At 53.7% G+C, this 14,778-nt stretch carries 13 protein-coding genes; 3 read left to right on the top strand and 10 right to left on the bottom strand.

What is annotated here, in order from left to right; genetic code table 11:
* Nucleotides 1-119: 119 nt before the first annotated feature.
* The 5 genes from R3C20_15365 to R3C20_15345 all read right to left on the bottom strand — a co-directional run bounded on the left by R3C20_15365 (nucleotide 120) and on the right by R3C20_15345 (nucleotide 5,064).
* Nucleotides 120-1,355, bottom strand: a complete 1,236-nt coding sequence (locus R3C20_15365; protein ID MEZ6041883.1) for a hypothetical protein — start codon at nucleotides 1,353-1,355, stop codon at nucleotides 120-122.
* Nucleotides 1,356-1,383: 28 nt separating this feature from the next.
* Nucleotides 1,384-1,908, bottom strand: coding sequence for a hypothetical protein (locus tag R3C20_15360; protein ID MEZ6041882.1), 525 nt, complete (start codon nucleotides 1,906-1,908; stop codon nucleotides 1,384-1,386).
* On the bottom strand, nucleotides 1,905-2,447 hold the full coding sequence (locus R3C20_15355; GenBank protein ID MEZ6041881.1) for a hypothetical protein: 543 nt from the start codon (nucleotides 2,445-2,447) through the stop codon (nucleotides 1,905-1,907). Before R3C20_15355 ends, R3C20_15360 begins: the two co-directional genes overlap by 4 nt.
* A 978-nt stretch (nucleotides 2,448-3,425) precedes the next feature.
* Nucleotides 3,426-3,608, bottom strand: a complete 183-nt coding sequence (locus R3C20_15350; GenBank protein MEZ6041880.1) for a hypothetical protein — start codon at nucleotides 3,606-3,608, stop codon at nucleotides 3,426-3,428.
* Between the two features lie 697 nt (nucleotides 3,609-4,305).
* Nucleotides 4,306-5,064 carry an isoprenylcysteine carboxylmethyltransferase family protein gene (locus tag R3C20_15345; GenBank protein ID MEZ6041879.1) on the bottom strand — a complete coding sequence of 253 codons (759 nt, stop codon included), beginning with the start codon at nucleotides 5,062-5,064 and terminating at the stop codon, nucleotides 4,306-4,308.
* A 66-nt stretch (nucleotides 5,065-5,130) separates the two neighbouring features.
* Here R3C20_15345 and R3C20_15340 point away from each other — a divergent pair, with 66 nt between their 5' ends.
* Nucleotides 5,131-5,319 carry a hypothetical protein gene (locus R3C20_15340; GenBank protein ID MEZ6041878.1) on the top strand — a complete coding sequence of 63 codons (189 nt, stop codon included), beginning with the start codon at nucleotides 5,131-5,133 and terminating at the stop codon, nucleotides 5,317-5,319.
* A gap of 475 nt (nucleotides 5,320-5,794) precedes the next feature.
* Here R3C20_15340 and R3C20_15335 read toward each other — a convergent pair whose 3' ends face one another.
* From R3C20_15335 to R3C20_15320, 4 genes are all read right to left on the bottom strand, one after another.
* Nucleotides 5,795-6,871: a hypothetical protein gene (locus R3C20_15335; GenBank protein ID MEZ6041877.1), complete on the bottom strand. Its 1,077-nt coding sequence runs from the start codon at nucleotides 6,869-6,871 to the stop codon at nucleotides 5,795-5,797.
* A 331-nt stretch (nucleotides 6,872-7,202) separates the two neighbouring features.
* The gene (locus R3C20_15330; protein MEZ6041876.1) at nucleotides 7,203-7,640 is read right to left on the bottom strand and encodes an NIPSNAP family protein; all 438 of its coding nucleotides are present in this window, start codon (nucleotides 7,638-7,640) and stop codon (nucleotides 7,203-7,205) included.
* A 51-nt stretch (nucleotides 7,641-7,691) separates the two neighbouring features.
* Nucleotides 7,692-9,050, bottom strand: a complete 1,359-nt coding sequence (gene hisS, locus R3C20_15325) for a histidine--tRNA ligase (GenBank protein MEZ6041875.1) — start codon at nucleotides 9,048-9,050, stop codon at nucleotides 7,692-7,694.
* 83 nt (nucleotides 9,051-9,133) lie between these two features.
* Nucleotides 9,134-9,544: a YkgJ family cysteine cluster protein gene (locus R3C20_15320; GenBank protein MEZ6041874.1), complete on the bottom strand. Its 411-nt coding sequence runs from the start codon at nucleotides 9,542-9,544 to the stop codon at nucleotides 9,134-9,136.
* On the opposite strand from R3C20_15320, the gene R3C20_15315 reads away from it, so the two are divergent.
* Together R3C20_15315 and R3C20_15310 are read left to right on the top strand one after the other, a co-directional pair.
* The gene (locus R3C20_15315; protein ID MEZ6041873.1) at nucleotides 9,426-9,719 is read left to right on the top strand and encodes a hypothetical protein; all 294 of its coding nucleotides are present in this window, start codon (nucleotides 9,426-9,428) and stop codon (nucleotides 9,717-9,719) included. The two genes, R3C20_15320 and R3C20_15315, sit on opposite strands and share 119 nt — an antisense overlap.
* A gap of 67 nt (nucleotides 9,720-9,786) precedes the next feature.
* A complete protein-coding gene (locus R3C20_15310; GenBank protein ID MEZ6041872.1) occupies nucleotides 9,787-11,349 on the top strand; it encodes a hypothetical protein in 1,563 nt (520 codons plus the stop codon).
* Nucleotides 11,350-11,395: 46 nt separating this feature from the next.
* Here the strand turns inward: R3C20_15310 and mfd are convergent, their stop codons facing one another.
* The gene (mfd, locus tag R3C20_15305) at nucleotides 11,396-14,740 is read right to left on the bottom strand and encodes a transcription-repair coupling factor (GenBank protein MEZ6041871.1); all 3,345 of its coding nucleotides are present in this window, start codon (nucleotides 14,738-14,740) and stop codon (nucleotides 11,396-11,398) included.
* Nucleotides 14,741-14,778 lie beyond the last annotated feature (38 nt).

Below are 14,778 nucleotides of genomic sequence, written 5' to 3'. Positions count from 1 at the left end.
AAAGCACTTCGGATACATCGACAGTTAAACGATCTGAATCACTTTACTCGCAAAGAAGCGACTGGTCGGGATCAAGCGATTAAGTTTTGAGTACAGCGGCCAAGGACCTATGTAGTCTACTAAGGTTCGGCGACATCCCGAACAAGCATGCGTGACTTTCTTGAATGGATCGATGATGTGAGGAGTTCCCGATTGGAAAGAAAAGCAACACGAGCATTCTCTCCACCAGGTTCCAGCGTTCTTGTAATCTCGCCTCGATCAACGTTCCAAATCGTCACGTCCCAGTTGAGTTGCTTCTGTTCGTCCAACGAGAGATTCGCCGTCGCCAACAGCCGCTCGTCTGGGCTAAACGCCATTCTGACGGCATGAGAATCAAACTCACAGAGGCGTTCTCCCGATTTCCGTTCCCAAATCGCAATGTTGGCTGTCGTGTCTTCTGTTAATGTCTCACGCGTTGCCAAGAGATTGCCGGCAGGTCCAAAAATAACCTCTTGAACAGCAAGGTCATGTCCAACACAACGAGACAACTCCTCTCCGGTGGCGGGACTGCAAATCACAACATCGCCAACGTTCGTGCTATTCCAGATCGCTGCGAAGCGACCATCCTGGCTGAGAATTGCTCTATCGCCCTCCAATTTGGGACCGGCGACCGTCTTCCAAAGTTCTCCCGTTTGACTGTTCCAGAATTTGAACTCAACTTGAGAATCACCGACGAGCGAGAGCAATTCATCGGGCTTCTCCCGCCTGAACTGTTCCGATTCCTCTTTCGATAGGACGGGACGCGTTATGGCCACGGTCATCACGTGCTGGCCATCTTCGCTCCAACAGATCGCGTGAATCCTGACCAAGGATTTGCCAACAATGAATTGCCACTGTCCTGAAGCAATGTCTGCTACGCGAACGTCATAGATCGAGGTCGTCCCTTCAACGGAGGCTGGCATTTCTCCGATCGCCGCTAGTCTTCGTCCGTCCAGGCTGAATTCAGCGTGATAAAAGGGCAGATCAAACTTTGACAGGAGCCTGCCATCGGTTGGATCGACGATGAATGTCTTGCTGGGGGAAAAGTCCCTGCTTCGTTCATCCGCCGGATCGGTCGCGACTACCAGAATTCTGGATCGATCGGGGCTGATCTTGAATTCCGAAATGGAGCCCGCAAAGCTTGTGGGAATTTCGCGAGCTCCGTCGGGAACCTCTACCGGCTTTAGCGATTTCTCAATCTCCATCTGTTGCTTGCGAATCGCGAGTTGATGTTCATCGATCTTCGCATCACCACCGCCGCAGCCAATCGATCCGCAACCAATGGCAACACCACACAGGGCCAACAAGCAGCGAGTGTGAATATTGATGCCAGCCATGATCATGCTCCAGTCTCAAGATCAAATACTAGTTGCCAAAGGAACGTGTTTTTGCAATCTGTCGAAATCTTGAATTGCGGGCTGCCCGGATGTAAATTGACTCACCCACTGTTTTGGGCAATCTTCGCTGTCCGTCAGGGAGTCGCCGGACCAATTGAATGCAATCGTCTCTCCACGGATGGTATTCTCCGTTGGATTGTTGTTTCAGGAAGAGCTTTATTCGATCTCCTGCATAAAGAAGACCGCCGCCAGACTCACCTGCCCCCACTTCGTACTGCGCAGTTTCCCACATGATCGCTTGACCGACACGCAGAGGGCCTTGCTGAACTTCCTGGATGCACATACACGCGATAAATACCGGCGTTCCCTGGTGACTGATTTGCGACGTCTTGGTCACCCGGGCAACTTCGACGGTCACAATTGCATCTGCCATGCTCGTCATCTCGGCTTCGCTCAGCGGGGTCGGATCGGCAGACGAACCGGACCCCGCAAGGAAAATCCCCACGGCAAGGACAAACGAAGATGAGCAGCTTGTAATTTTACCCAGCCTCATTTTCTCGCCTCAGGCTTATTCGCTGTTTCTGCCGCTGGTTTCAACGAGTCTCGCAAAAACCGATCGACTTGTTCCAGGTCGTGTTCTCCGATCATTTGCCCCGTCACATGAATGCGGTCGCGTTCGGTTTTCAGGACAACCAGGGTTGGGTAAGCGTTCACTTTCATTGCATCGGCAAGGTCACGTCCGCCATCGTCGAGGTACGGGTCCGTCAGGGTAAAGACAACTTTGTCAGAATACTTTGCCAATACCGGATCCTCGATTCGTTCGGCCAACCGTCGGGCGAAACCATTGAGACGATGATTTCTTGAAAATAGCACCAGCGTATACTTTCCGTCGCGCAATGCCTGGCAGTAAGCACTTACAGCCGCATTCCTATAGGTGTTGATGTCAATTGGATCAGGTTTTGCCGATTCCTCCACATCAATCGGCAAGATCAAGTTTAAATCGATCGGCCTGGGTTCATCGGCTCGCCCAATGGCAGGTTGTCCGATTGCCACAATCACAGCCAGGATCGCGAGACAGGAAATGGTTCGCATGCGTTGCCTCCAGGAGAAGTCGCTACTCATCGTCTATCGAGTCCAATACTCGATCATCATTCAGGAAGCGACAGGGAAAGCGACTCTGGGGGGAAAGGGCTCAAAACTTTTGATTCTTCCGGTCTTGTTTAGACCGAGATCTTATTGGATCCGAATGCGACAGCATCTTCGCTTTCTTCGAGCCGCCAGACTCCACTAAGAAATGGAGTCGTAACTATCTATTAACGTGGGACTTACCATTGAATAGCCAAACTCGAATTTCAGTTTCCCCCATCCCAACCATAAGAGTTCAATAGTCGTCGTGTCACCCCGACTTGAAATCAGTACAGCTTGCCGCAGTCATTTGCGGAGAGCTGGTTTTCGTTTGGTTCACGCAGTTTACGCAGATCGGTCAGGCCTGCCAGGCTGGTTCAAAGTGGTGACACAATTCGGGGTGCGAACAAGGGCAATTGCTGAATCTACTGACTGACAAAGGTTTACGGGGTTCAGATCCTGTCGACACCTTCAGTGCCTGTCAGCTTGGTTCGAGTACCGGTCGGGAACTTTCGGATGGCTGTACGAATACAAACATCAGTGGTTCACTCATCGGTAATCAAGTGCAAATCGGCCACTGTAGACGCCGGGCCAGATACCGGTGCCGCAAAGCGAGTTGGAATCCCAGCCCCGGAACTATCCAGCCGGCTTCTCAACACGGCGTTCCTCGAGGCTGGCATTCTCGATGTGAATGGGTGATGCCCCCGAGCTGGCGGGTCGTCATATCGGCGAACCGTTCAGAGATGTTGGTTCATGCTGAATGACGGCGACGTCCCTTGAAGAGGAGACGGAATCTTATCCTCGGTCAATTCGACCCGCTCGAGTTCACGCCCGTGGTGATTGCGGGCGACCGCGCCGCCGCAAATACATTGGCTCAGAAAAAACATGACGCAGGGAAATGCTGGCTCCGGGCTTCGGTTCACCGATTGGTTATGCAGTGATTAGTCACAGTATGCGGTAGAGCCAATGTGCCAGGAAGCTGGCAAGAATTGTCAATGCATAGATGATGAGTTCCCATGGGTTTGGGATGACGCCATCGTAGAATCCGTAACCAGTCGACTCGAGTTTGCTTTCGCAAAATGGGCAGCGTCCGTTTCGAACAGCACGGTTGGTGACTCGTTCAATCACCTCATAGATTGCCCAAAGTAGAAGAATGGCACTCGCGAAACCGGCGAAATTGCAAACCCAGTGATCCCAAATCGCGTTTCTGAAAATTCGAGTCCAGGCCGTACCGGCAACAGCACAACTGCCACCCATCGGGATGATTGAAGTGGGAACGACGTTCGTGCTCTCCTTTCCGCATTGGGTACATCTGAAGTTTTCGAATCCAGCACAGCATAGGTCACATCGAATCGGATAACCGGGCCGCAGCACGGTGGTTGTTTTGTGAAAGTAGAGCGTCAACCCCGGTTGACCCACTTGTTATTTGTCTGCACACTCGCACTGACTGCGTGGCGGGCACCTGCGAAACGGTCTGAATTCTACACATGCAGATCGACTTACAGGAAGTCCTGACGGTGACTCCTTTTCGAGTGCCTGGGGGGGCTTCGGAATTCTCGACAAACAGGTCACGTATCGACCGGGGTATGAATCGTCTCCGACGCGTAAAGTCCACCATCAGCCCGTTGTGGCTAATCCCGATGCTGGAGGTGCTGAAGGTCAGCGATCAAGTTTACACAGCGTGCTTAGTCGTTCAATTGGGCGGACATTCGTAACCCGTGTCAGCACGTAAACCGATTTCTTCGCGGTGGCAACGACAAAGAACGGAATGAAGCACCGAATCGTCTTGCCACTGGCAATCCGCCGCTTTGGAATCAACGGCGGTTCAGTCGGTCGTCCGACTCCTGAATCGCGACCAGCGGGGGATGAGCATCGGTACCATCCGACGATAGTCAACGTACGTCTGATGGAATCTAAGCAGGTCTTTCTCTTCAAGATGAATGGCCACAAGAATGTAGGCTGTCATGGCGAGGGCGAAGAGCAGGTGTGCAACGGTCATTGTCGGCGTCGCCCAGATGGCCATCAACCAGCCAACGTAGAGCGGATGTCTCACCAGTCGGTACGGACCTGGTGTGACAAACGGGAGTGGCTGGTACGGGACGCCGCAGAAATGCATCCACACCTGACGCAAGCCGAATAAATCAAAGTGATTGATGAGGCAAGTTGTGATCAGTACCGTCAGCCACCCCTGAGCAAAGAGAAGCCACAGGACAATCTTTCCTGCGTTAGACTGGACATCCCAGATGATTCCACCCAGTGGACGCCACTGCCAGAACAGAACAATCAGCACGAAGTTAGTCGCCAGGACATAGGTGCTGCGCTCGATCGGCTGCGGCACCCAGCGAGTGAGCCACGCCTTGAATCCCGGCCGTGCCATTGCACTGTGCTGCACGGCAAAGAGCAGAACGAGCAGGAGGTCAATGAATATGGCGAAGAGGAAGGTGGTGGTATCGGGATATCGAAAGGACGCATCGAGACGAGTTGGCGTCAGGAATCCACCCACAAAGCCTATGGTGTACAGGAAAACCCCAAGAAACAGGGCGTAGCAGGCAAAACCATACAGTAAAAATAAAGCACGTTTCATTCTATGACTCCTCAGTCTGCTGCCGCAACGCACCAGGACCATCCAAATTGTTTCGCGGAATTGCTTATGACGGATTGTTCTGACAACGCAGCGAAATTCAGCGGCAAGCGTTACGCAGAATTCTCGATGGTTGCATCTGCCCTGCGGAACTCTGCACGCGGCATACTGGACTCTGCAGAAGTCACGGGGCCGACAGAGTTACGCAAAATGAAATGGATCAGCGAGAACATCCGGGACCCTCTGTTTTCAGTCTGACTTTGATGAGATTCCGCAAAGCCGGGCGACAACCAGTTTTGGGGCACTACGGACAGGATTCGGGTCACGAGTTAACAACAGAGTGTTCGACGTGAAAGGCAGCCGACTTCGAGAGGTGGTCATGTCCCCGGATACACGGAGAATCCTTGTACCGTGTGACGTGAAGGCCGACCGACGTGTACTGCGTGAGGTATGCCCATGGCGTCCGCAGAGCAGGGCAAGGCCTGAAATCGTGACCCACCGGACGATGCGGTTCTTCATCTCACATTCCAGGGGCCATCGACCGATAGTCATCGTTGGTGACATTGATCGCGATGGGGCAGCAGCAAGTTGTCCGATGACGCCGACGGCCCGTACACAGAAACTCTGCCGCCAGAAAGTCCAGACGATGAAATTGGCTTCAGAACAAGAAATAACCCCGATCGCAAACGTTTACGATCGGGGTCGCGCCGTGGTACAGAACTCAGGGTATCCGCTAGTCGTCGTAATCAATCACAATGACATCGTTTGTGCTGCGAATATCAATTTCATAATCACCGAATTTCATTTCAATTCGAGTTCGGCATGGAGAGATTTTCAGCGATTTGAGCGGGCATGGAGGTGCCATGACTTCGACAAAGACGATTCGGTCCGGCTCGATGCATCCCGCTGTCCACGGGCTCATGTGCGGATCTCTGACAGCAACGACCACTGGTACCGCGTTCGGAGCGATATTATGAAGGTCCTCAACCTTTACACATGTTTCCAGCGGAACAGCGACATCCACAATCTGCCCGAGTTCACAGGGCAACTCCAGCGGAGCCGGGGCAATCATCAGCGTGGCTGAATCCATCATGCCTGGCCTCCAGGGATGGACAATGGTGACGGGGGATGGAACGAATGGAGGAACAATCGGTGACACCGGGACAAGACAGGGATCGTATGGGTTTGGACCAACAATGTTTGATCCCGGAACCGGAGCAATGGATGGAAAACCGGCAGAGCGATAACCAGATCGATAACCAGGGCGAGTTCCCTGACCGATCGTAAACGAAAAGCTGATTCCACTTCGCCCAGACTGGCTGGACGGATATCCGTAAGCCTGGCCCATTGACAGTGAGTTCCGACCATTGTGTCCATGATCATGTCCTGCATGCGACGGGTTGTTCAAGGCTATGCTACGGTCGTGGTTGTGATCGCGATGTCGATCGCTGACGTTGGTCCGACCAGTTGAGCGAGAGACGGGTACCGCAAGACTTCGTGTTGGTGGAAGTAATGAGTTGAAGGGTTGTCGAACATTGCCCGCAGAGTGCTGATGGTGAGGAGCCGAATCGTTCAGGTTGCCTCGATTCGCAGGAACGTTCACTACCGGACCAGAACGTGAACCATGCCGTGGATTGCTCATATTCACGGGGTTGGTGTTTGGGTGAGCGTGGCCTCTGTTAGCGGTACCGCCGATGGCTCGCAGAATCTTTTCGAGATCATTCGCCTGACTGACTGACGACAAACAGGCTGAGAGGAGCAGGACCAGAGCAAGCCGGGCGGCTTTGAAGGATGGATTTCGCGTCGTCATGATCGCCGTCTCCCGATGAAGTCTGACAGTTGCCAATGCTGGTCGAACAAATCGTTCGACGTCGGGGAGCAAAGAGATCAAACGCCATGCCAGCCGAATAGATTGCAGTGTAACCTCCATATAAAGAACAGGTTACGTCGATTCTGTACTCCGGCGAAAACTGCCGGTACCGTCATCAGGATGACAATAGCGTCGTCAATCTGATCGCAGGCCTTGCGGGAGTGCCGGTGTTGGTATGGCAAAAAAAATCCCACACCAGAAGGCCCATGGGCTGTCCGGGGTGGGATAATTTCTCAGGCTGCCTGAGTGGCTGGTGAGCGTCTGTTGTGGTCTATTTCATGGGCGAATAGTCGGTGGCTGTCATATAGACCGACTCCACTTTCGACACGATTTTTCCATCCCGCTGTGTTTCTTCTGCAACTTTTTTCCATTCGGGGTCTTGTCGAAATGCGTCCCACGATGCCTTCGCCGCATCTGCATCTTTATGAGCAATCACATAGATCAGAGTGTTTGGCTTATCTGTTGGATTCCAGTAGGCAATATTCTTCATCCCATGTTTTTCAAAGATCCGCATCGTGTGTTCGCGGAACCGAGCATTCAGAGCGTCCAGCTTGCCTTCCGGGGTGGTATATGTTCGCAGTTCGTAGAGCCATGACGCTTCTGTTTTTGATTCGACCGCGTTGACTGTGGTGAACGGTGTTAGCTGAAGTCCGGCGATGCTGATCATCACTCCGCAGATCAGGCCCATTGCAAATTGTTTTTGATTCATTTGAGTTCTTTCTACTGTTGTTTTCGAATGACCGGGAGAAACAAGACACTGTCAGTGACGGCGATCCTGCGGAGACTCTATCAGCATCGTCTGGACGGTGCTGACAACGCTGTCTGAGTCACATGCCGACTGTGAACCATCCGCCAGATTCCGAATCTGCCATTGTCCGGCGGCAAATTCATCTGCACCAGCAATCAGGGCGATTTGAAATCCCTTCTTGTCGGCGTACTTCATCTGTTTGCCGATGCCTTTTGCTTCAGGATACACTTCTGCGCCAATACCCGCCTGACGAAGTTGTCGCCCCATGGCCAGGTACGAGGCTGAACAGGCTTCATCAAACATTGTCACCAGAACGGGGGCCGGGGTTGTCGCTTTGCGAGTCATTCCCAGCTCGTCCATGGCCGCCAGCATACGGTCCAGTCCGAGGCTGGCTCCCACTCCCGGCAGTTGTTGCGAAGTAAACAGTTCGGCAAGATTATCGTATCGACCGCCAGAGCAGATCGAACCGATGCCGGGCAAGTCACCCAGCAATGTTTCGTAAATTGTTCCGGTGTAATAGTCCAGACCTCGTGCGATTGATACATCCAGTGAAACACGTTCGGCGGGAAGCCCGCACGCTTTTGCAGCACTGAACAATTCTCTCAGATTTGCCAGTCCTGGTTCGCCCGTCGCGCTGCCAGCCAGCATAATTTCCAGAGCCGACATGATCTCATCGGGTGACCCCTGCAGTTGTGCCATGTCGAGGACCTGACCGGCCTGCTGTTCTGTGATACCCACTTTCTCAACCATTTCGGTGACAACCGCGTCTCGACCGATCTTGTCCAGTTTGTCGAGTGCCCGCAGGATACCGACGGCATGTTCCATCACCCCATTCTTCTCGAGCAGCCCATTCAGTACGCAGCGATTATTGATACGAATGGTGAAGCGTTCGAATCCAATCCGTTCGATCAAATCGTTGATGACGAACAGCGTTTCAATGTCTGCGGTGTTACTTTTCGTTCCGATCGTATCGAAGTCGCACTGCATAAATTCCCGAAAGCGTCCGCGGGCGGGTCGTTCGCCGCGCCAGACTGGACCGATGTGGTAACGACGAAACGGAGTTCCCAGTTCCTGGGCGTGCTGAGCTGCGAACCGCGCGAGAGGCACCGTCAGGTCAAAACGCATCGCGACATCGCGATCGCCCTGATCCATAAATCTGAACACCTGCTTGTCTGATTCTTCGCCTCCCTTGCCAAGCAGGACTTCGGCGTATTCCAGCGCAGGGGTGTCAATGGGAGCGAATCCGTAGCTGCGATACACAGCCCGGGCTGTATCAATCAGATGTTCACGAGCCATCATCTGGTCGGGCAGAAAGTCACGAAATCCGCGGAGAGTTTGTGGTTTGATTTTTCGAGCGTTTGAACTGGTCATGAAGAAAGAAACAGCCGTGAATGAGGATACTGAGATTCAGCTTCAAATGAAGAATGGTCGGCGCGGTGTCGTTTGCAACACCTTCACAGAACGGTCAGGCTGACCGGGTCACCGGGTTTGCGTCGTGGCTTTGCTGGCAGAACGGCGTGTGCGTACTCCCATAACTGTTCGGGAGTTTCAAAGAACTGGTCGTACAGTCCATCGTCATCGTATTCGCAGTTGTCAGTGGTGTACTTTCGACAGATTTCCGGACGCGTTTCATAGGCGCCGCACAGGTTGTCTTCCTGCAGATGTTTGCAATCACCCTGAACAAGCAGATACCACGTGTCGTCGTCCACAAAGACTGACACAGCTCCATGCATCATGTACCATCTCATGTTGTCGAAATCTGCCCATGTCGTCGGGCTGTCGATGCCAAGAGCAAAATATCGACAACACCGGGCAGTACAGTACGAACACAACACCTCACCCGGTGGCAATTTTTCACGTGTCATTCGTGCTGTCGCAGACATATTTCCGGCCTTGTTTCTGACGAATGGAACCAGCGAAAGTCGGCTGGCCCCTGAAGGAATGCGGGATGAACTTCTGAATGAATTTGTCCTGACGAAGGAATTCCGGCTGTCAACAACGTTCGCAATCCCGTCGCGGGGGTATTCTAATCCCTTGTAGATGCAGATGCACGCGCTGTGATTTGCAGCGAAACATCGAATTTATCCTGTTTAGGAGGACCAGTACCATGAAACAAAGAATGAATCGCCGCGTATTTGTCGGGTCGGCGCTGGCATCCTCTGTATTTGCCGGGACCCGCACCAATGCGGCAGGAACGCCAATTCTGACCGGTCTTGCCCCCGTTACGGATGAAGAGGCCCGTTCAACTGCTTCCACAGTTCAGTTTCGACCTGAAATTGAACCACTTGTTCGGCTTATCGAAAACACCCCCCGACAACGGCTGATGGAAGAAATCGGATCGCAGGTGAAGGCGGGTCTGAACTATCAGCAGCTTCTGGGCGCTTTGTTCCTGGCAGGTATCCGCAACGTACAGCCTCGACCGGCAGTCGGATTTAAATTCCATGCCATACTGGTCGTAAATTCGGCTCATTTGGCCAGTCTTGCTTCACCCGCCGAAGACCGCTGGCTTCCAATCTTCTGGGCGCTGGATGAATTTAAGAGTTCTCAGGCACGTGACGTGAATGAAGGCGACTGGACGATGGCAGCCGTGAAGGAATCACAACTGCCTGCTCCGGACGTAACTGTGCATGCATTTCGGCAGGCCATGAAAAAATGGGATGAGGCTGCAGCTGACGTGGCGGCTGCTTCGGTGACACGCCATTTGGGAGCTGGTCAGGTATTGGAACTGTATGCAGAATTCGCAGCACGCGACTTTCGAAGCATCGGTCACAAGGCCATCTATCTTGCGAACGGCTGGCGCACTCTGCAGACCATCGGCTGGCAGCACGCTGAACCGGTCATGCGGTCGCTTGCATATGCCATGTTAAATCACAACGGCGAACCAAATCCGTCGGACGCGGATTTGGCGGCAGATCGATCCTGGCGATACATCGAAACAGTTGCCGACGATATTCGGGAGGGATGGACTCAGAGCGTTGCTTCCGACAATGTAAAGACGGACGCCCGCGTCATTCTTTCAACGATTCGAACGGGCAGTGCGACAGATGCCGTGGACGCCGTCGTCGATCTTTTGAACGCGGGTTCACCTCTGCAATCGATCTGGGACCAGATTCACCTGGCAGCCGGCGAACTCATGATGCGTCAATCGGGCATCGTCGCCCTCCATGCTGTCACAACAACAAATGCCATGCGATTTCTGTTCGATCACGTTGGCACGGATCGAACGCGACGTATGTTACTGCTTCAGGCAGCTGCGTTTCTTCCGCAATTCCGCGACGCAATGGTGTCGCGTGGAAAACTCAGAGACGATCGAATCGACACACGATTCGAGACGTTTGAAATCGCAAACACGGGCAGTACGAACCAGGAAGCTCTGCAAAGAGTTCTGTCGAATATTCGTCGAGATTCCGGAGCAGCATTCGATGGTACTCTGGAATGGCTTGCGTCAGGAAACGACCCTCAGGACTTCATCAACGCGACTCGTCGCCTTGTTTTCCTGAAGGGCAATGATGCACACGATTACAAATTCAGCTCTGCGGCGATGGAGGATTTTTACAATATCAGCCCGACCAGGCGGCCGTTTTATCTGGCGGCCTGCGCCAACACCTTTCGGGGCTCACAGGAACCTGACAATAAGCTGATCACGCGCATTCAGGCGGCACTCAGTTAATGGGCCCGTGCAGGATGTGCGATGGTTGACCATGGATGGTCATTTCTCAATCGGGCATGGGCGGTTCGGCGACTTTGAAGGCTTCCAGAAGTTCATCAAGCACGGCCGGGCCGTCTTGCTCATTGGCGTCCAGGGGCCAGTAGGCGTCGTGCGTGTCGACGACTTTCAGGTGTCCCCGATGCAGGTGTGAAAGCATATGGATGAGCTTTGATTTTCGATAACGCAGAATGGCATAACCCTCCTGAACGTGAATGTTTTCGAGTCCCCAGGCGAGGGCTCGCAGATTCAGTTCCCGCAGATTGATCATCCGGCGTGTTGGCGTCGGAATCGGGCCGAATCGATCTCGCAGCTCTTCTTCCAGTTCGCTTAACTGGTCCAGTCGATTTGCCTGAGACAGGCGTCGATAGACTTCGATTTTCAGTCTTGGTTCGCTGACGTATTTGTCGGGAATGTAGGCCGCCACAGGCAGTTCAATCTTCACGTGCCGCTGATAACGCAGTGGCTGTTTCTTTGCTGACCGGACGGCGTTTTCCAGCAACTGGCAGTAAAGTTCATATCCCACAGCCGCAATGTTACCGCTCTGTTCGGTTCCCAGAATATTTCCTGCGCCGCGTATTTCCAGGTCGCGCATGGCGATCCGGAATCCGGCGCCCAGTTCGCTGTATTCTTCGATGGCTTTCAGACGCCGAGTTGCTTTGGGTGTGACAGCCTTTCCTTCTTCCAGCAGAAGATAGCAATATGCCCGATGACGATCGCGACCAACTCGACCACGCAGCTGGTGCATGTCGGCCAGACCATAGATGTCGGCCTGGTGGATGAACATGGTGTTCGCATTCGGGATGTCGAGTCCGCTTTCGATGATGGTCGTTGCCAGCAGGATATCTGCCCGGCCGCCGACAAAATCCAGCATCGCGCATTCAAGTTCATCTTCTTTCATCTGTCCGTGCGCGATGGTCAGCGTGGCTTCCGGCACAATAGCTTTGATTCGGTCGGCAATGATCTGAATATCGTTGACCCGATTGTGAACAAAGTAGACCTGCCCGCCTCGGTTAAGTTCTCGCATGATGGCACTGCGAATCAGGCTTTCATCGAACCGGCCGACGCGAGTTTCAATGGGCATGCGATCTCGTGGGGGAGTCGTCAGGTTGCTGATGTCACGAATGCCAAGCAGAGACATGTGCAGCGTTCTGGGGATGGGCGTCGCTGTCAAAGTGAGAACGTCCACTTCGAGCCTCAGGTGTTTCAGTCGATCCTTAACTTTGACGCCAAATTTTTGCTCTTCGTCGATGACAAGCAGGCCCAGGTCTTTGAACTTTACATCCTTCGAGACGAGGCGATGCGTACCGATCAGCACGTCGATCTCGCCGGCTGCAACCTTTTCGATGATCTTCTTTTGTTCGGCTGCCGACCGAAATCGAGACAGCATTTCGATATTGATCGGAAACTCGGCCATCCGCTGAGTAAACGTTCGATAGTGCTGTTCGGCCAGAACTGTGGTCGGCACCAGAACGGCCGCCTGCCGCCCATTATCAACAGCTTTGAAGACGGCACGCATTGCGACTTCCGTCTTGCCAAACCCAACGTCTCCACAGATCAGCCGATCCATGGGACGCGGACTTTCCATATCGCCTTTGAAGTCGATGATGGCCGTCAGCTGGTCCGGAGTTTCCGGATAGGGAAATGCCTGTTCGTATTCCTGCTGCATATGCGAATCCGGCTTGCACTGCAGTCCGGGTTTCGATGCGCGCTGAGCCTGCAGGTTGAGCATGTCGGCCGCCATATCCATGACGGCATCGGCCACCTGCTCTTTCTTCCGGGTCCAGGCTGTTCCGCCAAATCTGGAAAGTTCGGGTGTTGTCTTGGCTGGTCCAATGTATTTCTGAACGAGATGGATCAGCGATACCGGAACGTAAACAACGACATTGTCCCGAAATTCCAGCAGCAGGTGCTCTTCTTTCTGCGTCTCACTATCGACCATGGTCATCCCGCGATATCGGGCGATACCGTGCGATACATGGACAACCAGATCTCCGTCGCGCAGATCCAGAAATGTGTCAATGGCTCGTGAGTCAGGAGTGCGCCGCTTCTTCGGGGCGATGGTTCTGACCTGAGCGCGCGAGAACAATTCGTTATCGCTGAGAACGACCAGTCCACCGGATGGCAGCAACATGCGGAAGCCGCGGCGAAGTCGGCCAACGCAAAGGTTCAGACGCGGGCTGAGACCTAATGGAACGTTTTTTTCGGCTTCTTCGACGAGCTCACGCAGTCGCTGCTGTTCGGCTGCGTTGTGGCAACAAAGAAGCACCTGATCTTCCGGAGACAGGAGTTCCGTCAGTTCATTCAGGGCATCCTGTCGGCTGCCGGAGAATCGTTCGAGCTGCTCAATCTTCAGATGACAGGTCGTTTCGTAGCTGTCTGCGCCAAGTGCATCGATTGTGACTGAGGGGAATTCGACCAGTCGAGCCATCGTGGCGTCGACACCAAAAAGCCCAACCGGGCTCGCCAGACGCTGCAGGTAGAGCCTGCCTTCGCTGATGGATTGCTGCATGTCGCTCAGCACAACAATACTGAACGCGGGCATTGCATCAATCAGGCTTTCACCGTCCTGAAGGATTGAAGCCGCTGAAGCAGACTCGCTGGGCGTTTCAGTCGTGCTCTGGATGGGCCGCGTGGCTGTCAGCGGGATACTCGAGAGATCATGCAGTCGTCGCTGAGACTCCACATCGAAGCTGCGGATTGATTCAATCTCGTCGCCAAACAACTCAATTCGAAACGGGTCGGATTCGGCTGGCGGGAAGATATCCAGAATTCCGCCGTGGATGCTGAATTCGCCCGGCAGTTCCACAGCGGTGACGCGTTCGAACCCCCGCTCCATCAGCCAGTCGGTGAATTCCCCCAGATTAAGCTCATCTCCGACACAGATCGTGCGCGTCGCTTCTGCAATCATTTTCCGCGATGGAACCGGCTGCAGCAATGCCGGCAGACAGGTGACCACGATCATGGCCGATTCGTCATCTGCCACGCCTTCGGTCAACCGTCGTACCGTACTCATGCGAGCAGCGAAGGTGCTGTCGCTGAGATCATGCTCCGTTGGCAGAGATTCCCAGGCAGGGAACAGACGAACGGTGCGGGTGGTCAGATCGCTGAGTTCGTCTGCGAACTCTTCAGCATCGCGAATCGTGGGAAGGACAACCACAAGCGTATGATGGGGGCAATGGGCGGCCAAAGCGGATACGCTCAGCGCGCAGGAAGAGCCCCAGGCTCCGTTGATGGCGGCACTGTTTCCGGCAGTCAGCGATGCGGTGACATCCGGAAAGCCAGGAAGTGCGCCTATCAGCGTGGCCAGTTCAGCAAGCGAAACAGGGACCTGCTGTAAGCCGTCGATAGACATAGCAGGCGGATTCTAGGAATCCGCCTCGCATTTTCCAG

It is taken from the genome of Planctomycetaceae bacterium (genome assembly GCA_041398825.1).
Taxonomy (GTDB): Bacteria; Planctomycetota; Planctomycetia; order Planctomycetales; family Planctomycetaceae; genus F1-80-MAGs062.
Note: the sequence above shows the minus strand (reverse complement) of the source record. Positions and strands in the feature narration are given on the sequence as shown.

Bases quoted from the DNA above. Each gene is read 5' to 3' on its own strand.
- mfd (MEZ6041871.1), bottom strand. From the start codon at position 14,740: ATGTCTATCGACGGCTTACAGCAGGTCCCTGTTTCGCTTGCTGAACTG.
- R3C20_15330 (MEZ6041876.1), bottom strand. From the start codon at position 7,640: ATGAATCAAAAACAATTTGCAATGGGCCTGATCTGCGGAGTGATGATC.
- R3C20_15365 (MEZ6041883.1), bottom strand. From the start codon at position 1,355: ATGGCTGGCATCAATATTCACACTCGCTGCTTGTTGGCCCTGTGTGGT.
- R3C20_15310 (MEZ6041872.1), top strand. From the start codon at position 9,787: ATGAAACAAAGAATGAATCGCCGCGTATTTGTCGGGTCGGCGCTGGCA.
- R3C20_15320 (MEZ6041874.1), bottom strand. From the start codon at position 9,544: ATGACACGTGAAAAATTGCCACCGGGTGAGGTGTTGTGTTCGTACTGT.
- hisS (MEZ6041875.1), bottom strand. From the start codon at position 9,050: ATGACCAGTTCAAACGCTCGAAAAATCAAACCACAAACTCTCCGCGGA.
- R3C20_15345 (MEZ6041879.1), bottom strand. From the start codon at position 5,064: ATGAAACGTGCTTTATTTTTACTGTATGGTTTTGCCTGCTACGCCCTG.
- R3C20_15355 (MEZ6041881.1), bottom strand. From the start codon at position 2,447: ATGCGAACCATTTCCTGTCTCGCGATCCTGGCTGTGATTGTGGCAATC.
- R3C20_15360 (MEZ6041882.1), bottom strand. From the start codon at position 1,908: ATGAGGCTGGGTAAAATTACAAGCTGCTCATCTTCGTTTGTCCTTGCC.
- R3C20_15340 (MEZ6041878.1), top strand. From the start codon at position 5,131: ATGACGGATTGTTCTGACAACGCAGCGAAATTCAGCGGCAAGCGTTAC.
- R3C20_15335 (MEZ6041877.1), bottom strand. From the start codon at position 6,871: ATGACGACGCGAAATCCATCCTTCAAAGCCGCCCGGCTTGCTCTGGTC.
- R3C20_15315 (MEZ6041873.1), top strand. From the start codon at position 9,426: ATGTTGTCGAAATCTGCCCATGTCGTCGGGCTGTCGATGCCAAGAGCA.